This is a genomic window from Pseudomonas sp. PP3 (genome assembly GCF_905336995.1).
GTDB lineage: Bacteria > Pseudomonadota > Gammaproteobacteria > Pseudomonadales > Pseudomonadaceae > Aquipseudomonas > Aquipseudomonas reinekei.
The window spans coordinates 5,211,783-5,231,064 of sequence record NZ_HG995459.1 but is presented as its reverse complement, the minus strand read 5'-3'; the positions used below and the strand labels follow the sequence as shown (position 1 = coordinate 5,231,064).

General features: G+C 60.8%; 15 protein-coding genes. 10 read left to right on the top strand and 5 right to left on the bottom strand.

Going from position 1 to position 19,282, the window contains the following annotated elements:
• The gene (gene xseA, locus KHO07_RS23740; RefSeq protein WP_212625697.1) at positions 1-1,380 is read right to left on the bottom strand and encodes an exodeoxyribonuclease VII large subunit; all 1,380 of its coding nucleotides are present in this window, start codon (positions 1,378-1,380) and stop codon (positions 1-3) included.
• A gap of 177 nt (positions 1,381-1,557) precedes the next feature.
• Between xseA and KHO07_RS23735 the strand changes: the two genes are divergently transcribed.
• Complete coding sequence (locus KHO07_RS23735; RefSeq protein ID WP_150731987.1) at positions 1,558-2,325, top strand: sulfite exporter TauE/SafE family protein; 768 nt, start codon at positions 1,558-1,560, stop codon at positions 2,323-2,325.
• Positions 2,326-2,384: 59 nt separating this feature from the next.
• On the opposite strand, the gene KHO07_RS23730 is transcribed toward KHO07_RS23735, so the two are convergent.
• From KHO07_RS23730 to KHO07_RS23720, 3 genes are read right to left on the bottom strand one after another with little or no spacing between them, the layout of a single operon-like run.
• Positions 2,385-2,777 carry a DNA polymerase III subunit chi gene (locus KHO07_RS23730; RefSeq protein ID WP_212625696.1) on the bottom strand — a complete coding sequence of 131 codons (393 nt, stop codon included), beginning with the start codon at positions 2,775-2,777 and terminating at the stop codon, positions 2,385-2,387.
• Between the two features lie 8 nt (positions 2,778-2,785).
• A complete protein-coding gene (locus KHO07_RS23725) occupies positions 2,786-3,214 on the bottom strand; it encodes a DNA polymerase III subunit chi (protein WP_075946627.1) in 429 nt (142 codons plus the stop codon).
• Between the two features lie 59 nt (positions 3,215-3,273).
• Complete coding sequence (locus KHO07_RS23720; protein ID WP_150731989.1) at positions 3,274-4,764, bottom strand: leucyl aminopeptidase; 1,491 nt, start codon at positions 4,762-4,764, stop codon at positions 3,274-3,276.
• 310 nt (positions 4,765-5,074) lie between these two features.
• Between KHO07_RS23720 and lptF the strand changes: the two genes are divergently transcribed.
• The 8 genes from lptF (at position 5,075) to pdxJ (ending at position 13,528) form a co-directional block, all read left to right on the top strand.
• Positions 5,075-6,193: an LPS export ABC transporter permease LptF gene (lptF, locus tag KHO07_RS23715; protein WP_150731990.1), complete on the top strand. Its 1,119-nt coding sequence runs from the start codon at positions 5,075-5,077 to the stop codon at positions 6,191-6,193.
• Positions 6,186-7,247, top strand: coding sequence for an LPS export ABC transporter permease LptG (lptG, locus tag KHO07_RS23710; protein WP_150731991.1), 1,062 nt, complete (start codon positions 6,186-6,188; stop codon positions 7,245-7,247). Before lptF ends, lptG begins: the two co-directional genes overlap by 8 nt.
• A gap of 171 nt (positions 7,248-7,418) precedes the next feature.
• The gene (gene lepA, locus KHO07_RS23705) at positions 7,419-9,218 is read left to right on the top strand and encodes a translation elongation factor 4 (protein WP_034150820.1); all 1,800 of its coding nucleotides are present in this window, start codon (positions 7,419-7,421) and stop codon (positions 9,216-9,218) included.
• Positions 9,219-9,223: 5 nt separating this feature from the next.
• Positions 9,224-10,078, top strand: a complete 855-nt coding sequence (gene lepB, locus KHO07_RS23700) for a signal peptidase I (RefSeq protein WP_150731992.1) — start codon at positions 9,224-9,226, stop codon at positions 10,076-10,078.
• Between the two features lie 184 nt (positions 10,079-10,262).
• Positions 10,263-10,952, top strand: a complete 690-nt coding sequence (rnc, locus tag KHO07_RS23695) for a ribonuclease III (protein ID WP_018927089.1) — start codon at positions 10,263-10,265, stop codon at positions 10,950-10,952.
• Positions 10,945-11,847 carry a GTPase Era gene (era, locus tag KHO07_RS23690; RefSeq protein ID WP_008056597.1) on the top strand — a complete coding sequence of 301 codons (903 nt, stop codon included), beginning with the start codon at positions 10,945-10,947 and terminating at the stop codon, positions 11,845-11,847. The genes rnc and era overlap by 8 nt, the downstream gene beginning before the upstream one ends.
• Before the next feature lie 191 nt (positions 11,848-12,038).
• On the top strand, positions 12,039-12,728 hold the full coding sequence (gene recO / locus KHO07_RS23685) for a DNA repair protein RecO (RefSeq protein WP_212625695.1): 690 nt from the start codon (positions 12,039-12,041) through the stop codon (positions 12,726-12,728).
• 53 nt (positions 12,729-12,781) lie between these two features.
• Positions 12,782-13,528 carry a pyridoxine 5'-phosphate synthase gene (pdxJ, locus tag KHO07_RS23680; protein ID WP_212625694.1) on the top strand — a complete coding sequence of 249 codons (747 nt, stop codon included), beginning with the start codon at positions 12,782-12,784 and terminating at the stop codon, positions 13,526-13,528.
• 104 nt (positions 13,529-13,632) lie between these two features.
• Here the strand turns inward: pdxJ and mltF are convergent, their stop codons facing one another.
• Positions 13,633-15,093, bottom strand: a complete 1,461-nt coding sequence (mltF, locus tag KHO07_RS23675) for a membrane-bound lytic murein transglycosylase MltF (RefSeq protein ID WP_150731994.1) — start codon at positions 15,091-15,093, stop codon at positions 13,633-13,635.
• Positions 15,094-15,378: 285 nt separating this feature from the next.
• Between mltF and purL the strand changes: the two genes are divergently transcribed.
• On the top strand, positions 15,379-19,275 hold the full coding sequence (gene purL / locus KHO07_RS23670) for a phosphoribosylformylglycinamidine synthase (protein ID WP_150731995.1): 3,897 nt from the start codon (positions 15,379-15,381) through the stop codon (positions 19,273-19,275).
• The last annotated feature ends 7 nt before the right edge of the window (positions 19,276-19,282 follow it).

Below are 19,282 nucleotides of genomic sequence, written 5' to 3'. Positions count from 1 at the left end.
TCAGTCCAGTAAAGAAAGGGTGACGGGCGTCAGGTGGTTGTCTTCGACCCGTACTTGCAGTTCGCCTTCACCCAGCTTGGCCTTCAGGCGCTGGCCGGTGTGGGTTTGGCCCGCGTTGCGGATCGCGTTGCCGCGCTCGTCGAGCAAAATGCTGTAGCCACGGCCGAGGGTCGCCAGCGGGCTGACCACGTGCAACGTCTGCATCTGGCTTTGCAGTTGCAAGCGGCGGCTTTTCAAGCCCTCGCGGATGGCACGGGGCAGGCGCTCGGAGAGGCTGTCGAGGCGTTGGCGCAGCATCGCCAGTTGCCGCCCGGGATGTTGCCCGGCGAGGCGGGTTTCGAGGCGGATCAGCCGCTCGCGACGGGTATTGAGACTGCGTTCGAAGGCGCGGCGCATGCGCATGTCCAGATCGTCCAGGCGTTGCGCTTGCTGGCGCAGGCGTTCGCCCGGATGACGCAGTCGGCGCGAAATACCTTCCAGGCGTAGTCGGTCGCGCATCAGGCGATCACGCATGCGCATCACCAGTCGGCGATGCAGGCTTTCGACCCGGCGCACCAGATCGCTGGAGTCCGGTGCCAGCAGTTCGGCGGCGGCGGAGGGCGTTGGCGCGCGCACGTCAGCGACGAAGTCACTGATCGAGACATCGGTTTCATGGCCGACGGCGCTGACAATCGGCGTTACGCAAGCGTCTACGGCACGGGCAACGGCCTCTTCGTTGAAGCACCAGAGGTCTTCCAGCGAACCGCCGCCCCGGGCCAGGATCAACGCGTCGAAACCACGGGCATCCGCCAGTTTCAACGCGCGCACAATCTGCGCGGTGGCTTCGCGGCCCTGCACGGCGGTGGGGATCAGCGTCAGTTGAATCTGCGGCGCGCGGCGGCGAAATACGCTGATGATGTCGCGGATCACGGCGCCGGTGGGCGAGCTGATAATGCCGATCCGCTGCGGATGCGCTGGCAGCGGTACTTTGCGCTCGGCACTGAACAGGCCTTCGGCGCTGAGTTTTTCCTTCAGCGCATCGAAAGCCAGGCGCAACGCGCCGTCACCGGCCGGCTCGACTGTGTCGAGGATCAACTGGTAGTCGCCGCGTCCCTCGAACAACGAGACCTTGCCGCGCACCTTGACCGCCAGGCCATCCTTCAACGCCTGACGCACGCGCGCGGCGTTCTGCCGGAACAGTGCGCAACGCACTTGGGCGCCGCTGTCCTTGAGGGTGAAATACACGTGGCCGGACGCCGGGCGGGCCAGGTTGGAGATTTCGCCTTCGACCCAGATGTTGCTGAACACGTCTTCGAGCAACACGCGCGCGCGGCCGTTGAGCTGGCTGACAGTCAGGACTTCGCGGTCGAGGCCGAGTCTTGCAAAGGGATCTTTAATCATGGGGCGCAGTTTAAAGGCATTTGCTGATCAATCTCTATGAGTCAGCGAAAATCCCTTGTGGGCGCGAGCCTGCTCGCGAATACGGTGTGTCAGCCACATTAAGCTTGAAGTGAATCCGCTTTCGCGAGCAGTCTCGCAGGTTTAGATTCAGCGTCACTATTCAAGGAAGATTTGCGGATGAGCGTGCTTGAGTTGTTAAACCAATGGCCGTTCGGCACCACGGACTGGCTGATCATCGGGGCGGGGATTGCCCTGGCCTATATCGTGTTTGGCATCGCTGGCTTCGGCACTGCGCTGGTGGCCGGGCCGATTCTGATTCTGTTCATGCCGCTATCGAAAATCGTGCCGCTGCTGGTGCTGCTGGACTTCGTCGCGGCGTTCGGCAACTTGCTGCCCTCGCGACGTGATGTGGCGAAACCGGAGCTGCTGCGGTTGCTGCCGTGCATGGCGGTGGGCTGCACCCTCGGGGTGATTTTCCTGCTGAACCTCAAATCCGATCTGTTGCTGCTGATGATGGGGCTGTTCATCAGCGCCTACGCGATCTACAGCCTGTGGATAAAAGTCCGACCGCAACAGTTGTCCGCCGCGTGGGCGGTGCCGATGGGGACGGTGGGCGGGATGTTCGGCGCATTGTTTGGCAGTGGCGGGTTTTTATATGCCATCTATTTGAACAGTCGGCTGTCGAAGGATGAGGCGCGGGCGACGCAAAGTGCGCTGATCAGTTGCAGCACGGTGGTGCGTTTGAGCTTGTTTGCGATCGCGGGTGCGTACGCCGAATTGCCGTTGCTGGTGTTGGCGCTGTGCTTGTTACCGGCGATGGCGCTGGGGCTATGGATCGGACGCAGGCTGACCATGCGCCTGTCCCGCGAAGCGTTTGTGCGATGGGTGACCTGGTTGGTGCTGGCCAGTGGGATTGCCCTGATTGGCCGTTATCTCAGCGCATGATCACTCTCCCTGTGGCGCGGGAGCAAGCTCCCTCGCCACAGAGAGTTTTCGGGTTTGGCTCAATCGTTGTACTGATTCAATAACCGCTCAAGCCGCGCACTCAGGCGCCGTTTGATTTCGGTTTCGATGTGCGGTGCGAAATCGTCGATCACGTCTTGCATGATCAATTGCGCGGCGGCACGCAGTTCGCTGTCGAGGTACAGCAGCGCATCGGCGTTTTTCTCGGCGCTCGGCGCCGGTTGAGCGGCGGGCTTGGCGGGAGGTGTCGGTGCGACGGTCGCAGCGGGTTCGCTGACGGTCTCGAACAACATGGGAATCTGTTCCTGGTCACCGTCCTCGACCGTGTCGGTCAGCAGGGGCGGTTGCAGGTTGTCATCGCCGAGCAATTGGCGGATCGACTCGAGGTCGTCCAGCAGGTGCGCGGACTGTTGCAGCGGTTTTGGAGTGTCCATCGGAATGCTCAGAGTCGCTGTAAACGGTGATCTTGCAGAGGATAGCCCTGTTCGCGGTAGAAACGGAAACTCTCCCGCGCGGCCTGGCGTATCGCCGGATCTTCAACCACCACTTCCGCCACGCGGGCGAAGCGTTGGGCGAAGGCCGGGACTTTCAGGTCGAGGTTGACCAGCAAATCCTGATGTTGACCGCAATCATCGCCAAGTCCCAACACGATCAGGCTGTCCGGCTCGCTTTCAGCAGGGCCATGGGGCACGAAGCTTTCGCCCTTGAACGCCCACAGGCGCGCATCGAGATCATCGCGCTGGGCGGCGTCGCTGCAATGCAGGTAGACGCGGTGGCCCATCCGCCAGGCTTTTTCGGTGAGCTTGCAGGCGAAGTCCAGGCGTGCCGAAGGATCGGCGCTGGGCAGGATATAGAAGTCGACTTTGGTCATTGCGGTTCCTGAGCCGGGGCGACGTCACTGGTGAGCAACGCCGCCCGGGATCATCGGTTTCAGGCTTTTGCGCGGTCCAGCAGGTATTGGGTCAGCAGTGGAACCGGACGGCCAGTGGCGCCCTTGTCCTTGCCGCCGCTGGTCCAGGCCGTGCCGGCGATGTCCAGGTGCGCCCAGTTCAGGTTCTTGGTGAAGCGCGACAGGAAACAGGCAGCCGTGATGGTGCCGGCTTTCGGGCCGCCGATGTTGGCGATGTCGGCGAACGGGCTGTCCAGTTGCTCCTGGTACTCATCGAACAGCGGCAGTTGCCAGGCGCGGTCGTCGGCAGCCTTGCCGGCGCTGAGCAGTTGGCCGATCAGTTCGTCGTTGTTGCCCAGCAGGCCCGAGGTGTGGGAGCCCAAGGCAACCACGCAAGCGCCGGTCAGGGTGGCGATGTCGATGACCGCTTGCGGCTTGAAGCGCTCGGAGTAGGTCAGGGCGTCGCACAGCACCAGACGGCCTTCGGCGTCGGTGTTGAGGATTTCCACAGTCTGGCCGCTCATGGTGGTGACGATGTCGCCCGGACGCGAAGCGTTGCCGCTCGGCATGTTCTCGGCGCAAGCCAGGATGCACACCAGGTTGATTGGCAGCTTCAGTTCGAGCACGGCACGCAGGGTGCCGAACACGCTGGCGGCGCCGCCCATGTCGTACTTCATTTCATCCATGCCGGCGCCCGGTTTCAGGCTGATGCCGCCGGTGTCGAAGGTGATGCCCTTGCCGACCAGTGCGTACGGCTTTTCGGATTTCTTGCCACCGTTGTATTGCATGACGATCAGGCGCGGCGGTTGGGCGCTGCCCTGGCCGACGGCATAGAACGAGCCCATGCCCAATGCCTTGATCTTCTTCTCGTCGAGGACTTCGACTTTCAGGTCTTTGAACGCTTTGCCGAGGTCTTTGGCTTGCTCACCGAGGAAAGTCGGGTGGCAGATGTTCGGCGGCAGGTTGCCCAGGTTGCGGGTGAACGCCATGCCGTTGGCGATCGCGGTGGCGTGGGTCACGGCGCGCTGTACTTCAGCCTGTGCAGCCTTGATGGTCAGCAGGGTGATTTTCTTCAGGGCGCGGGGTTCGGCTTTCTGGCTTTTGAACTGATCGAACTGGTACTCGCCGTCCACCAGGGTTTCGGCCAGCAGACGGGTCTTGCCGTAGCTGTCGCGGCCCTTGACCACCACTTCGTCCAGCGCCAGCACGGCGTCGCTGCCGCCCAGGCCTTTGAGGGTGTTGAGGATGCCGGCGATGGTTTTGCGGAACGGACGGTCGCCCAGTTCTTCATCCTTGCCCACGCCCACCAGCAGCACACGTTCGGCTTTGAGGTTCGGCAGGCTGTGCAGCAACAGGCTCTGGCCGACTTTGCCGGTCAGGTCGCCGCGCTTCAGGACGGTGCTGATGGCGCCACCGCTCAGTTCGTCGAGTTGTTTGGCGACGGCGCCGAGCTTGCGGCCTTCGCTGACGGCGACCACCAGCGTGGCGGTCTTCAACGTTTCCGGGTTAACGCTTTTTACAACCAGTTCCATGTCCGGGTCCCTGAATTTGATGGTCAACACGCAAGCGCTCGACAATGTGTGGATGTCGCTCGCTTATAAATAGAAAGGCGCCGGTCGCGACCGGCGACGAAGGCCGCAGTTTGAACCTCGCTACCGGCGCCTGACAACCCTCGGTTGTATGATCTTCAGCGCTTTGACAGCCTGCGCAAGCAGTGCGAAGTGACAGGCGCGTTCAATCACAGGATAATGCGCCATCTTTTTTCGGCGGCCCTGCATTGCGGGCCGTCTGATATGTTTGCTTGTTTGGCCGCCTTAGCCTGACAACCCTGGAGTGTCTGGTTTGATCGTCTTCCGTTATCTATCCCGCGAAGTCCTGTTGACCCTGAGCGCCGTCAGCGCCGTGCTGCTGGTCATCATCATGAGTGGACGCTTCATCAAGTACCTCGCCCAGGCTGCTTCGGGCCAACTGGATCCGGGGTCGTTGTTCCTGATCATGGGCTTTCGCCTGCCGGGCTTCCTCCAGCTGATCCTGCCGCTGGGCCTGTTTCTCGGGATTCTGCTCTCCTACGGTCGGTTGTACCTCGAGAGTGAAATGACCGTGCTTTCGGCCACCGGCATGAGCCAGCAGCGCCTGTTCCGCATGACCCTCTTCCCGGCCACGCTGGTGGCACTGGTCGTGGCATGGTTGAGCCTGAGCCTGGCGCCACAAGGGGCCAATCAGTTCCAGCTGTTGCTGAACAAGCAGGACGCCCTGACCGAGTTCGATACCCTCGAGCCAGGTCGTTTCCAGGCGCTGCGTGACGGAACCCGGGTGACCTACACCGAACAGTTGTCGGATGACCGCATCAATCTGGGCGGCGTTTTCATTTCGCAGAAAAACATCAATTCCGAGAAAAAGGATCGCGGGATTTCCGTGCTGGTCGCTGAAAAAGGCCGCCAGGAAATCCGCCCCGACGGTAACCGCTACCTGATTCTCGACAATGGCTACCGCTACGACGGTAACCCGGGGCAGGCTGATTATCGGGCGATCAAGTACGACGAATATGGCGTGCTGCTGCCCAAGCCGGATGTCAGCGACGAAGTGACCGACCGTGATGCGATGACCACGGCGTCTTTGATTGGCAGTGATGACATCCGCTCCCGTACAGAATTGCAGTGGCGCCTGTCCCTGCCATTGCTGGTGTTTATCGTGACCTTGATGGCGGTGCCGCTGTCGCGGGTCAATCCGCGCCAGGGCCGCTTCCTCAAGTTGTTGCCGGCGATTCTCTTGTATATGGCTTACCTGACCATCCTGATTGCCGCTCGCGGCGCCCTCGAAAAGGGCAAGATTCCTCCGGCGCTGGGCTTGTGGTGGGTGCACGGGATATTCCTGCTGATTGGCCTGGGCCTGCTTTATTGGGAGCCTTTGCGCTTGAAGATGGCGAGTCGCCGAAGCGCGCTGGAGGTGGCCCGTGGTTAAGCTCGATCGCTACATTGGTAGCAGCGTATTCATGGCGATCCTGGCGGTACTGGGGATCATCCTTGGCCTGGCGACCCTGTTTGCGTTCATCGACGAGATGGGCGATGTCAGCGATACCTACACCCTGGTCGACGTGCTCAGCTATGTACTGCTGACCGCGCCGCGACGTCTGTACGACATGTTGCCGATGGCTGCGCTGATCGGCTGCCTGATCGGCCTTGGCAGCCTGGCCAGCAACAGTGAACTGACCATCATGCGCGCAGCGGGCGTATCGATCGGGCGGATCGTCTGGGCGGTCATGAAGCCGATGCTGGTGCTGATGGTGGTGGGGCTGTTGATTGGCGAATACGTCGCCCCGGCAACCGAAAGTACTGCGCAGGCCAACCGTTCGCTGGCCCAGGGCAGCGGCGATGCGCAAAGCGCCAAGCATGGTTTGTGGCACCGCCAGGGCGACGAGTTCATTCACGTCAACTCCGTGCAGCCCAACGGCATTCTGTATGGCGTCACCCGTTATCGTTTCGACAAAGAGCGCCACATGTTGTCGGCGAGCTTTGCCAAGCGTGCGGAGTTCGACAAGGATCACTGGCAGTTGACTGAAGTCAACACCACTGTGTTCCACGACAAGAGCACCGAAGTGGTGTCTGCGCCGGTCGAACGTTGGGATGTGGCGCTGAGCCCTCAATTGCTGAGTACCGTCGTGATGTCGCCAGACTCGCTGTCGATCACTGGGCTTTGGGGGTACATCCATTACCTGGCTGACCAGGGTTTGAGCAATGGCCGCTACTGGCTGGCATTTTGGGTCAAGGTGTTGCAACCACTGGTCACGGCCGCCCTGGTGTTGATGGCGATCTCCTTCATCTTCGGTCCATTGCGTTCGGTGACCCTCGGCCAGCGCGTGTTTACCGGTGTGCTGGTGGGGTTCACCTTCCGTATCGCCCAGGATTTGCTGGGGCCTTCGAGCCTGGTTTTCGGTTTCTCGCCGCTGTTTGCCGTGCTGGTGCCAGCCAGTGTCTGTGCCCTCGCCGGGTTCTGGTTGTTGCGTCGCGCCGGTTGATGGCCGCTTGCTGCTGACCCCGCTGCTGATAAAAAACGCCCCTGTCGCAAGACAGGGGCGTTTTTGTACAGGCCGTCTGGCCTGCAAACGTGACGCTAGCACCGGGGATCAGGTACAATTCCCGGCTATTTTTCGGCGGGCTATGCCTGCAGCCTTTTTGAGTGTTGATCCGTGAGTGATTTGAGTCATATCCGCAATTTCTCCATCATCGCCCACATTGACCATGGCAAGTCGACGCTGGCCGATCGCTTCATCCAGATGTGCGGCGGCCTGGCCGAGCGTGAAATGGAAGCCCAGGTACTGGATTCCATGGATCTTGAGCGTGAGCGCGGGATCACCATCAAGGCGCACAGCGTTACGCTGTACTACAAGGCTCGCGATGGCGTCACCTACCAACTGAACTTCATTGATACTCCCGGTCACGTTGACTTCACCTATGAGGTGAGCCGTTCGCTGGCCGCCTGTGAAGGCGCGCTGCTGGTGGTCGATGCCGGTCAAGGCGTTGAGGCCCAGTCGGTTGCCAACTGCTACACCGCGATCGAGCAGGGTCTGGAAGTGATGCCGGTCCTGAACAAGATCGACCTGCCACAGGCCGATCCGGACCGCGTCAAAGAAGAAATCGAAAAAATCATCGGCATCGATGCCACCGACGCGGTCACTTGCAGTGCCAAGACTGGCCTGGGCGTCGATGAAGTGCTCGAGCGCCTGGTGACCACCATTCCTGCGCCGACCGGCAACATCGAAGATCCGCTGCAAGCGTTGATCATTGACTCCTGGTTCGACAACTACCTGGGCGTTGTGTCCCTGGTTCGCGTGCGCCACGGCCGCGTCAAGAAGGGCGACAAGATCCTGGTCAAGTCCACCGGCAAGATCCACCTGGTGGACAGCGTCGGTGTCTTCAACCCGAAACATACCGCTACCGTTGACCTGAAGGCCGGTGAAGTAGGCTTCATCATTGCCGGTATCAAGGACATTCACGGTGCACCAGTGGGTGACACCCTGACCTTGAGCTCCACGCCCGACGTCGACGTGCTGCCTGGTTTCAAACGCATCCAGCCGCAGGTCTACGCCGGTCTGTTCCCGGTCAGCTCCGACGACTTCGAAGATTTCCGCGAAGCGCTGCAGAAGCTGACCCTGAACGACTCGTCGCTGCAATACACCCCGGAAAGCTCTGACGCCCTGGGCTTCGGCTTCCGTTGCGGCTTCCTCGGCATGCTGCACATGGAAATCATCCAGGAGCGCCTGGAGCGCGAGTACGACCTGGACCTGATCACCACCGCGCCGACGGTAATCTTCGAGCTGCTGCTCAAGACTGGTGAGACGATCTACGTCGATAACCCGTCGAAGTTGCCGGATCTGTCTTCGATCGAAGACATGCGTGAGCCGATCGTGCGCGCCAACATTCTTGTGCCGCAGGAGCACCTGGGTAACGTCATTACCCTGTGCATCGAAAAACGCGGTGTGCAGGTCGACATGCTGTTCCTCGGCACCCAGGTCCAGGTGACCTACGACCTGCCGATGAACGAAGTGGTACTGGACTTCTTCGATCGCCTGAAATCCACCAGCCGCGGCTATGCTTCGCTGGATTACCATTTCGATCGTTACCAATCGGCTAGTCTGGTGAAACTGGACGTGCTGATCAACGGCGACAAGGTCGACGCCCTGGCGTTGATCGTGCACCGTGACAATGCGCACTACAAAGGTCGCCAGTTGACCGAGAAGATGAAAGAACTGATTCCGCGGCAGATGTTCGACGTGGCAATCCAGGCCGCCATTGGCGGGCAGATTGTGGCGCGGACAACCGTCAAGGCGCTCAGAAAGAACGTATTGGCCAAATGCTACGGTGGTGACGTCAGCCGTAAGAAGAAACTGCTGGAAAAGCAAAAGGCCGGTAAAAAACGCATGAAGCAGGTCGGCAACGTGGAAATTCCACAAGAAGCCTTCCTTGCCGTGCTCAGGTTGGATAGTTAGGTCCTATGTCACTAAATTTCCCGCTGTTGCTGGTCATCGCCGTGTTCGTCTGCGGCCTGTTGGCGTTGCTTGATCTGTTGATCCTGGCGCCGCGTCGTCGTGCCGCCATCGCTTCCTATCAGGGCAGCGTCAGCCAGCCGGATATGGTGGTGGTCGAGAAACTGAACAAAGAGCCGCTGCTGGTTGAATACGGCAAGTCGTTCTTCCCGGTGTTGTTCATCGTGCTGGTGCTGCGTTCGTTCCTGGTGGAACCGTTCCAGATTCCTTCCGGCTCGATGAAACCGACCCTTGACGTTGGCGACTTCATTCTGGTGAGCAAGTTTTCTTACGGGATCCGCCTGCCGGTGATCGACAAGAAAATCATCGAAGTCGGTGAGCCGCAACGCGGTGATGTGATGGTGTTCCGCTACCCAAGCGATCCGAACGTCAACTACATCAAGCGTGTGGTGGGTTTGCCGGGCGACACGGTTCGCTACACCGCCGACAAGCGCCTGTTCGTCAACGGTGAGTCGATTGCCGAGAAACTGGTCGGCTCCGAGCCGGGTACGCTGGGCAGTGCCGAGCTCTACAAGGAAAAACTCGGCGCCGCCGAGCACCTGATCCGCAAGGAGATGAGTCGCTACCGCGCAACGCCGGACCGTTCGTGGACCGTACCTGCCGGGCACTACTTCATGATGGGCGACAACCGCGACAACTCGAACGACAGTCGCTACTGGGATGATCCGAGCATTCCCAAGGATCTGCTGGGCATGGTTCCCGACAAGAATATCGTCGGCAAGGCCTTTGCAGTCTGGATGAGCTGGCCGGAACCCAAACTCAGTCACCTGCCGAATTTCTCGCGGGTTGGCCTGATCAAGTAATCAAACACGGCGCTGTTGAACACAGCGCCGAATGCATTTCTGGAACCGGCACAATCGGCACCCGATGCATGCAGCCAATGATATTCAGGACGTTATTTTTGAACACAGCGTTAATTGTCCCAGGCCTGCGCCAAATCCCGGCGGTGGCGGTGGAATCCAACCACGAACTCAGCGTGGGTAAACCGTGAGCGTCTCCTTAAGCCGTCTCGAGCGTCAGCTCGGCTACACCTTCAAGGATCAGGAACTGATGGTCCTGGCCCTGACCCACCGCAGTTTTGCCGGGCGCAACAATGAGCGCCTGGAATTCCTCGGTGATGCCATCCTCAACTTCGTCGCTGGCGAGGCGTTGTTCGATCGCTTCCCGCTGGCCCGCGAAGGCCAATTGTCGCGTTTGCGCGCACGTTTGGTGAAAGGTGAGACCCTGGCCGTACTGGCCCGTGGTTTCGATCTGGGCGAGTACCTGCGCCTGGGCTCGGGCGAGCTGAAAAGCGGTGGATTCCGTCGCGAATCGATTCTGGCCGATGCCCTCGAAGCGCTGATTGGTGCGATCTACCTCGACGCCGGCATGGAAGTGGCGCGTGAACGCGTGCTCGCCTGGCTGGCCGGAGAGTTCGAGGGCCTGACGCTGGTCGACACCAACAAAGATCCGAAAACCCGCCTGCAAGAGTTCTTGCAGTCCCGTGGTTGCGAACTGCCGCGTTACGAAGTGGTGGATATCCAGGGTGAGCCGCATTGCCGGACGTTCTTCGTCGAATGCGAAATCATCTTACTGAATGAAAAAAGCCGAGGTCAGGGTGTGAGTCGTCGTATTGCCGAACAGGTAGCGGCCGCCGCAGCACTGATTGCCCTGGGTGTGGAGAATGGCAATGACTGATACAAACGCAACTCGCTGTGGCTATGTTGCCATCGTCGGCCGTCCCAACGTGGGCAAGTCCACGCTGCTGAACCATATCCTGGGTCAGAAGCTGGCGATCACCTCGCGCAAACCGCAAACCACCCGCCACAACATGCTCGGCATCAAGACCGAGGGTGATGTGCAAGCGATCTACGTCGACACCCCCGGCATGCACAAGGGTGGCGAGAAGGCGCTGAACCGCTACATGAACAAGACCGCTTCGGCGGCGTTGAAAGACGTCGACGTGGTGATTTTCGTGGTCGACCGCACCAAGTGGACCGACGAAGACCAGATGGTCCTCGAGCGCGTGCAGTACGTGACCGGCCCGCTGATCGTGGCACTGAACAAGACCGACCGCATCGAAGACAAGGCTGAGCTGATGCCGCACCTGTCCTGGTTGCAGGAACAGCTGCCGAACGCGCAGATCATCCCGATTTCCGCGCAGCACGGGCATAACCTCGATGCTCTGGAGCGCGTGATCGCCGATCACCTGCCGGAAAACGATCACTTCTTCCCTGAAGACCAGATCACCGACCGCAGCAGCCGTTTCCTCGCCGCTGAACTGGTACGCGAGAAAATCATGCGCCAGATGGGCGCCGAGCTGCCGTACCAGATCACCGTCGAGATCGAAGAGTTCAAGCAGCAGGGCAAGACCCTGCACATCCATGCCTTGATTCTCGTCGAGCGTGACGGCCAGAAGAAAATCATCATTGGCGACAAGGGCGAGCGTATCAAGCGTATCGGCACCGAGGCGCGCAAGGACATGGAGCTGCTGTTCGACTCCAAGATCATGCTCAACCTGTGGGTCAAGGTGAAGGGCGGCTGGTCCGATGACGAGCGCGCGTTGCGTTCGTTGGGTTACGGCGACCTGTAATACAGCGCTGCCCCTTGGCAGGAGTGAGCCTCTGTGGCGAGGGAGCTTGCTCCCGCTGGGCTGCGAAGCGGCCCCAAAGCCTTGCACCTCGGTGTTTCAGGTAAAACACGACGGCAGGGATTACGACTGCTTCGCAGCCGAGCGGGAGCAAGCGCCCTCGCCACAGTGGATCTCCAGGGTTTCGAAAACTGATGTCAACCAGCCCGCCTCCCGCTCAACCTGCCTACGTCCTGCATTCCCGCGCCTACCGCGAAAACAGCGCTTTGGTGGACTTCCTCACGCCACAAGGTCGGCTGCGGGCGGTGTTGCGCAGTGCGCGGGGCAAGGCCGGGACGCTGGCGCGGCCGTTCGTGCCGCTGGAAGTCGAGTTCCGGGGCAAGGGCGAGCTGAAAAATGTCGGGCGCATGGAGAGTGCAGGCGTCTCCACCTGGCTCAATGGTGAAGCACTGTTCAGTGGCCTTTATCTCAATGAGTTGCTGATTCGTTTGCTGCCCGCCGAAGATCCTCATCCCGGTGTGTTCGATCACTATGCCGCGACCTTGTTGGCACTCGCCGAAGGCCGTCCGCTGGAGCCGTTGCTGCGATCGTTCGAATGGCGATTGCTTGATGATCTCGGTTACGGTTTTGCCCTGACCACTGACATCCACGGCGAGCCCATCGCCGCGGACGGTCTCTATCGTTTGCAAGTGGATGCCGGGCTGGAGCGGGTCTACTTGCTGCAACCAGGGCTGTTTAACGGCACTGAATTGTTGGCCATGGCCGAAGCTGACTGGAGCGCGCCGGGTGCTTTGTCGGCAGCCAAACGCTTGATGCGCCAGGCGCTGGCGGTGCATCTGGGCGGTCGACCGCTGGTTTCCCGCGAGTTGTTTCGAAAGCCGTAAATTCCCCGTGTATGCTGTGCACCGAACTTTCTCTTCTTTCTGGAGCGCTTTCCGTGACCACCAGCACCCGCATTCTTCTTGGCGTGAACATCGACCACGTTGCCACCTTGCGTCAGGCCCGGGGCACTCGCTATCCGGACCCGGTCAAGGCTGCACTGGATGCGGAAGAGGCGGGCGCCGATGGCATCACCGTGCACCTGCGTGAAGACCGCCGGCACATCCAGGAACGCGACGTGCTGCTGCTCAAGGATGTGCTGCAAACCCGCATGAACTTCGAGATGGGCGTTACTGAAGAGATGATGCAGTTCGCCGAACGCATCCGCCCGGCGCACATTTGCCTGGTGCCGGAAACCCGTCAGGAGCTGACCACCGAAGGCGGTCTGGACGTGGCGGGGCAGGAAGCGCGGATCAAAGCCGCCGTGGAGCGCCTGTCGAAACTCGGCTCTGAAGTGTCGCTGTTCATCGATGCCGACGAGCGGCAGATCGAGGCGTCGCGTCGTGTTGGTGCTCCGGCCATTGAACTGCACACCGGCCGTTATGCGGATGCCGAGACGCCGACCGAAGTCGCTGAAGAACTCAAGCGCGTGGCCGATGGCGTGGCCTTCGGCCTGGCCCAGGGGCTGATCGTCAATGCCGGCCATGGTCTGCATTACCATAACGTCGAAGCCGTGGCGGCGATCAAGGGCATCAACGAGCTGAACATCGGCCATGCGCTGGTGGCCCATGCGCTGTTCGTGGGCTTCAAGTCGGCTGTTTCGGAGATGAAGGCGCTGATTCTGGCGGCGGCGCTCAAAGGCTGACATCGGCGGCGCTACCATCGCTGGCAAGCCAGCTCCTGCAGAATCATGCGGGACCGTGTAGGAGCTGGCTTGCCAGCGATGGCGTTTTCAAAGGCAACAACGCTTTAAAGTGGCGCTGGCTCTTGAGCCGGTTTGGACTTGTCGATCCCCGGTACGTGCAGGTTGCCCTCGGCGACCTGGTCGCCTTCAAGCTGCGGCTGCGTGACCCAGGTCAGGATGTCGTAGTAGCGACGGATGTTCGCCACGAAGTGCACCGGTTCGCCGCCACGGGCGTAGCCGTAACGGGTTTTGCTGTACCACTTCTTCTCGGACAGGCGCGGCAGGATTTTCTTCACGTCCAGCCATTTATCCGGGTTCAACCCTTCCTTGGCTGCCAGTTTGCGCGCGTCGTCGAGGTGACCGCTGCCCACGTTGTAGGCGGCGAGGGCAAACCAGGTGCGATCCGGCTCCTGGATCGAATCGTCCAGTTGTTCCTTCACATAAGCCAGATACTTGGCCCCGCCCATGATGCTCTGCTTGGGATCGAGGCGGTTGGATACGCCCATGGCTTGCGCGGTGTTCTGGGTCAGCATCATCAGGCCCCGTACGCCGGTCTTGGACGTGACGGCCGGTTGCCACAGGGATTCCTGATAACCGACCGCCGCCAGCAGGCGCCAATCGACTTTCTCTATTTTGGCGTAGGCCTTGAAGTGCTTTTCGTACTTGGGCAGGCGTTGCTGCAAGTGCTGGGCGAAGGTGGTGGCGCCCATGTAGCCAAGCACGTCGACGTGTCCGTAGTAACGGTCTTTGAGCCGCTGCAGGGTGCCGTTTTTCTTGACCTTGTCGAGATAGTCATTGATCTCGTTGAGCAGGCTGTTGTCTTCGCCTGCCGCCACGGCCCAGCTCTGGTCGCTGGCGTCACCCAGGTCAAAGGCCACCCGAATGTTGGTGAAATACACCTGGTTCATCGCGACTTCGTTGGAGTCGACCAGGGTCAGGTCGATCTGGCCTTCGTCGACCATACGCAGCAGATCGACCACTTCAACCTGGTCGGACTCTTCGTATTCGATGCCGGGAAATTTCTTCTTCAGCTCCGCCAGTTGCCCGGCGTGGGTGCTGCCCTTGAGCACCATGATTTTCTTGCCTGCCAGATCCTTCGCGTCGGTCGGCCGCGACTGGCCGTTGCGGTAGATGATCTGCGGGGTGACTTCCAGATAGGAGTGGGAGAAACGCACCTGCTTCTTGCGCTCTTCGCTGCTGACCAGTCCGGCAGCCGCCAGCACAGGGCCATTGGGCTTGCCTACCTGGTTGAAAATGTCGTCTAGGTTGTCGGCTGTCTCGATCTTCAGCTCGACACCCAGATCGTCGGCGAAGCGCTTCACCAGCTCGTATTCGAAGCCGGTTTCACCGTTGCGATCCTGAAAGTAAGTGGCGGGGCTGTTTCGGGTAATCACCCGCAGCACACCATCCTCCTTTACGCGCTCAAGCGTGTTGGGTTTATCAACACAGCCACCGAGCATCAGGAAGAGTCCGGTTGCGATCAGCCATTTGGCGTACCGCGGACGCAAAGCCGTTGGGGAAAACATCTGCGCAGTATACGCAAAGGACCACGGGCGCCATATCTCGACAGCGAAGGGCTTGTCTGCTAGAGATCACAAAACCGGCCGAAACCCCGCAGGAATGGGGTTTGTCTGCAATTTGTTACAGTAAAAATAAGCTGTCTTCAGCCATCCGGTTAACCTGACTCCGGAGGCAGAAACACAGATTGATACCCGAGTGCAACCGTGCGTAGCGTTTCGGGTGATGTCGCGGGCTGTTTAGGCTAGAATGCACGGCCTCAAAGCACACCCCTTCCCGAGGCTGTCCCGAAGATGTTGATCCTGCGCGGCGCTCCTGCCCTTTCTGCCTTTCGCCACAGCAAGCTCCTTGAGCAACTGAGCCAGAAGGTTCCGGCTGTCAGCGGCCTGTATGCTGAATTCGCTCACTTCGCCGAAGTTACCGGCGTCCTGACCGGCGACGAACAGCAGGTGCTCGCGCGCCTTCTGAAGTACGGTCCAAGCGTTCCGGTCCAGGAGCCGACCGGTCGTCTGTTCCTGGTGCTGCCACGTTTCGGCACCATCTCGCCATGGTCGAGCAAGGCCAGCGACATCGCTCGCAACTGCGGTCTGACCAAGATCCAGCGCCTGGAGCGCGGCATTGCGTTCTACGTGGCCGGCCAGTTCAGCGATGCCCAAGCGCAGCTGATTGCTGACGCGCTGCACGACCGCATGACCCAGATCGTCCTGGGCAACCTCGAACAGGCCGCCGGCCTGTTCAGCCACGCCGAGCCAAAACCCCTGACCGCGGTCGACGTGTTGGGTGGCGGTCGCGCCGCGCTGGAAAAAGCCAACACCGAGCTGGGCCTGGCCCTGGCCGAAGACGAGATCGATTACCTGGTCAACGCCTTCGTCGGCTTGAAGCGCAACCCGCACGACATCGAACTGATGATGTTTGCCCAGGCGAACTCCGAGCATTGCCGTCACAAGATTTTCAACGCCAGTTGGGACATCGACGGCGAAAGCCAGGAAAAAAGCCTGTTCGGCATGATCAAGAACACCTACGTGATGCACAGCGAAGGCGTTCTGTCGGCTTATAAGGACAACGCTTCGGTGATCGTCGGCTCCGTGGCCGGTCGTTTCTTCCCGGACCCTGAAACCCGCCAGTACGGCGCGGTGCAGGAGCCGGTGCACATCCTGATGAAAGTCGAGACGCACAACCACCCGACCGCGATCGCCCCGTTCCCGGGCGCATCCACCGGTTCCGGCGGCGAGATCCGTGACGAAGGCGCAACCGGCCGTGGTGCCAAGCCAAAGGCTGGCCTGACCGGTTTCACCGTGTCCAACCTGCAAATCCCTGGCTTCGAACAGCCGTGGGAAGTGCCGTACGGCAAGCCTGAGCGCATCGTTACCGCGCTGGACATCATGATCGAAGGCCCGCTGGGCGGCGCCGCGTTCAACAACGAATTCGGTCGTCCGGCCCTGACTGGCTACTTCCGTACCTTCGAACAATCGATCACCACGCCGCACGGTGACGAAGTTCGCGGTTACCACAAGCCAATCATGCTGGCTGGCGGCATGGGCAACATCCGTGAAGAGCACGTCAAGAAAGGCGAGATCGTCGTCGGCTCCAAGCTGATCGTGCTCGGCGGCCCGGCGATGCTGATCGGCCTGGGCGGCGGCGCCGCTTCCTCCATGGCTACCGGCACCAGCTCGGCTGACCTGGACTTCGCTTCCGTACAGCGTGAAAACCCTGAGATGGAACGTCGCTGCCAGGAAGTCATCGACCGTTGCTGGCAGCTGGGCGACAAGAACCCGATCAGCTTCATCCACGACGTGGGTGCCGGTGGTCTGTCCAACGCGTTCCCGGAACTGGTCAACGACGGCGACCGCGGTGGCCGTTTCGAACTGCGCAACATTCCAAACGACGAGCCGGGCATGGCCCCGCACGAAATCTGGTCCAACGAATCCCAGGAGCGTTACGTTCTGGCGGTCGGCCCGGCTGACTTCGAGCGTTTCAAGGCGATCTGCGAACGCGAGCGTTGCCCGTTTGCCGTCGTCGGTGAAGCCACTGCCGAGCCGCAACTGACCGTGACCGACAGCCACTTCGGCAACAGCCCGGTGGACATGCCTCTGGAAGTGTTGCTGGGCAAAGCCCCGCGCATGCACCGTTCGGTGGTCCGTGAAAACGAGCTGGGCGACGATTTCGATCCGTCGACCCTCGACATCGCCAACTGCGTCGAGCGCGTCCTGCATCACCCGGCCGTGGCGAGCAAGAGCTTCCTGATCACCATCGGCGACCGCACCATCACCGGCCTCGTGGCCCGTGACCAAATGGTCGGCCCGTGGCAGGTTCCGGTGGCCGACGTTGCCGTCACCGCCACCAGCTTCGATGTCTACACCGGCGAAGCCATGGCCATGGGCGAGCGTACTCCGCTGGCGCTGCTGGACGCTCCGGCGTCGGGCCGCATGGCTATCGGCGAAACCCTGACCAACATCGCGGCCTCGCGCATCGGCAAGATCTCCGACATCAAACTGTCGGCGAACTGGATGTCGGCGGCCGGTCACCCGGGTGAAGATGCACGTCTGTACGACACCGTGAAAGCGGTCGGCATGGAACTGTGCCCTGAGCTGGGCATCACCATTCCGGTGGGCAAGGACTCGATGTCCATGGCCACGCGCTGGAACGATGAAGGCGTGGACAAAGCCGTCACTTCGCCCATGTCGCTGATCGTTACCGGTTTCGCGCCAGTGACTGACATCCGTCAGACCCTGACCCCGCAACTGCGCATGGACAAGGGCACCACTGACCTGATCCTGATCGACCTCGGTCGTGGCCAGAACCGCATGGGCGCGTCGATCCTCGCGCAGGTTCACGGCAAGCTCGGCAGTCAGGCTCCGGACGTCGATGACGCCGAAGACCTGAAAGCCTTCTTTGCGGTGATCCAGGGCCTCAATGCCGACGGTCACCTGCTGGCTTACCACGACCGTTCCGACGGTGGTCTGCTGACCAGCGCCGTGGAAATGGCTTTCGCCGGTCACTGCGGCCTGAGCCTGAACCTCGACGGTCTGGCGGAAAGCTCCGCCGACATCGCCGCGATCCTGTTCAACGAAGAGCTGGGTGCCGTGATCCAGGTTCGCCAGGACGCCACCCCGGATATCCTCGCGCAGTTCAGCGCTGCCGGTCTGGGCGAGTGCGTGTCGGTGATCGGTCAGCCGATCAACAACGGCCAGATCAACATCACCTTCAACGGTGACACCGTGTTCGAAGGCCAGCGTCGTCTGATGCAGCGCCAGTGGGCCGAGACCAGCTACCAGATCCAGCGTCTGCGTGACAACGCCGACTGCGCCGATCAGGAGTTCGACGTGCTGCTGGAAGAAGACAACCCGGGCCTGAGCGTCAAGCTCAGCTACGACGTCAACCAGGACATCGCCGCGCCTTACATCAAGAAAGGCATCCGCCCACAGGTTGCCGTGCTGCGTGAGCAGGGCGTCAACGGTCAGGTGGAAATGGCGGCGGCGTTCGACCGTGCCGGTTTCAACGCGATCGACGTGCACATGAGCGACATTCTGGCCGGCCGTGTCGACCTGAACGAGTTCAAGGGCCTGGTCGCTTGCGGCGGCTTCTCCTACGGCGACGTGCTGGGTGCCGGTGAAGGCTGGGCAAAATCCGCGTTGTTCAACAGCCGTGCCCGCGATGCGTTCCAGGGTTTCTTCGAGCGTAACGACAGCTTCACCCTCGGCGTGTGCAACGGTTGCCAGATGATGTCCAACCTGCACGAGCTGATCCCGGGCAGCGAGTTCTGGCCGCACTTCGTGCGTAACCGTTCCGAGCAGTTCGAAGCGCGTGTGGCGATGGTGCAGATTCAGGAGTCGAACTCGATCTTCCTGCAAGGCATGGCCGGTTCGCGTATGCCGATCGCCATCGCTCACGGCGAAGGTCATGCCGAATTCTCCAGCGAAGAAGCGCTGCTGGAAGCCGATCTGTCCGGTTGCGTGGCGATGCGTTTCGTCGACAACCACGGCAAGGTCACCGAAACCTACCCGGCCAACCCGAACGGTTCGCCGCGCGGGATCACCGGTCTGACCAGCCGCGACGGTCGCGTAACGATCATGATGCCGCACCCGGAACGTGTGTTCCGCGCCGTGCAGAACTCGTGGCGTTCGGAAGACTGGAACGAAGACGCACCGTGGATGCGCATGTTCCGTAATGCTCGCGTGTGGGTGAACTAAGAGCGCC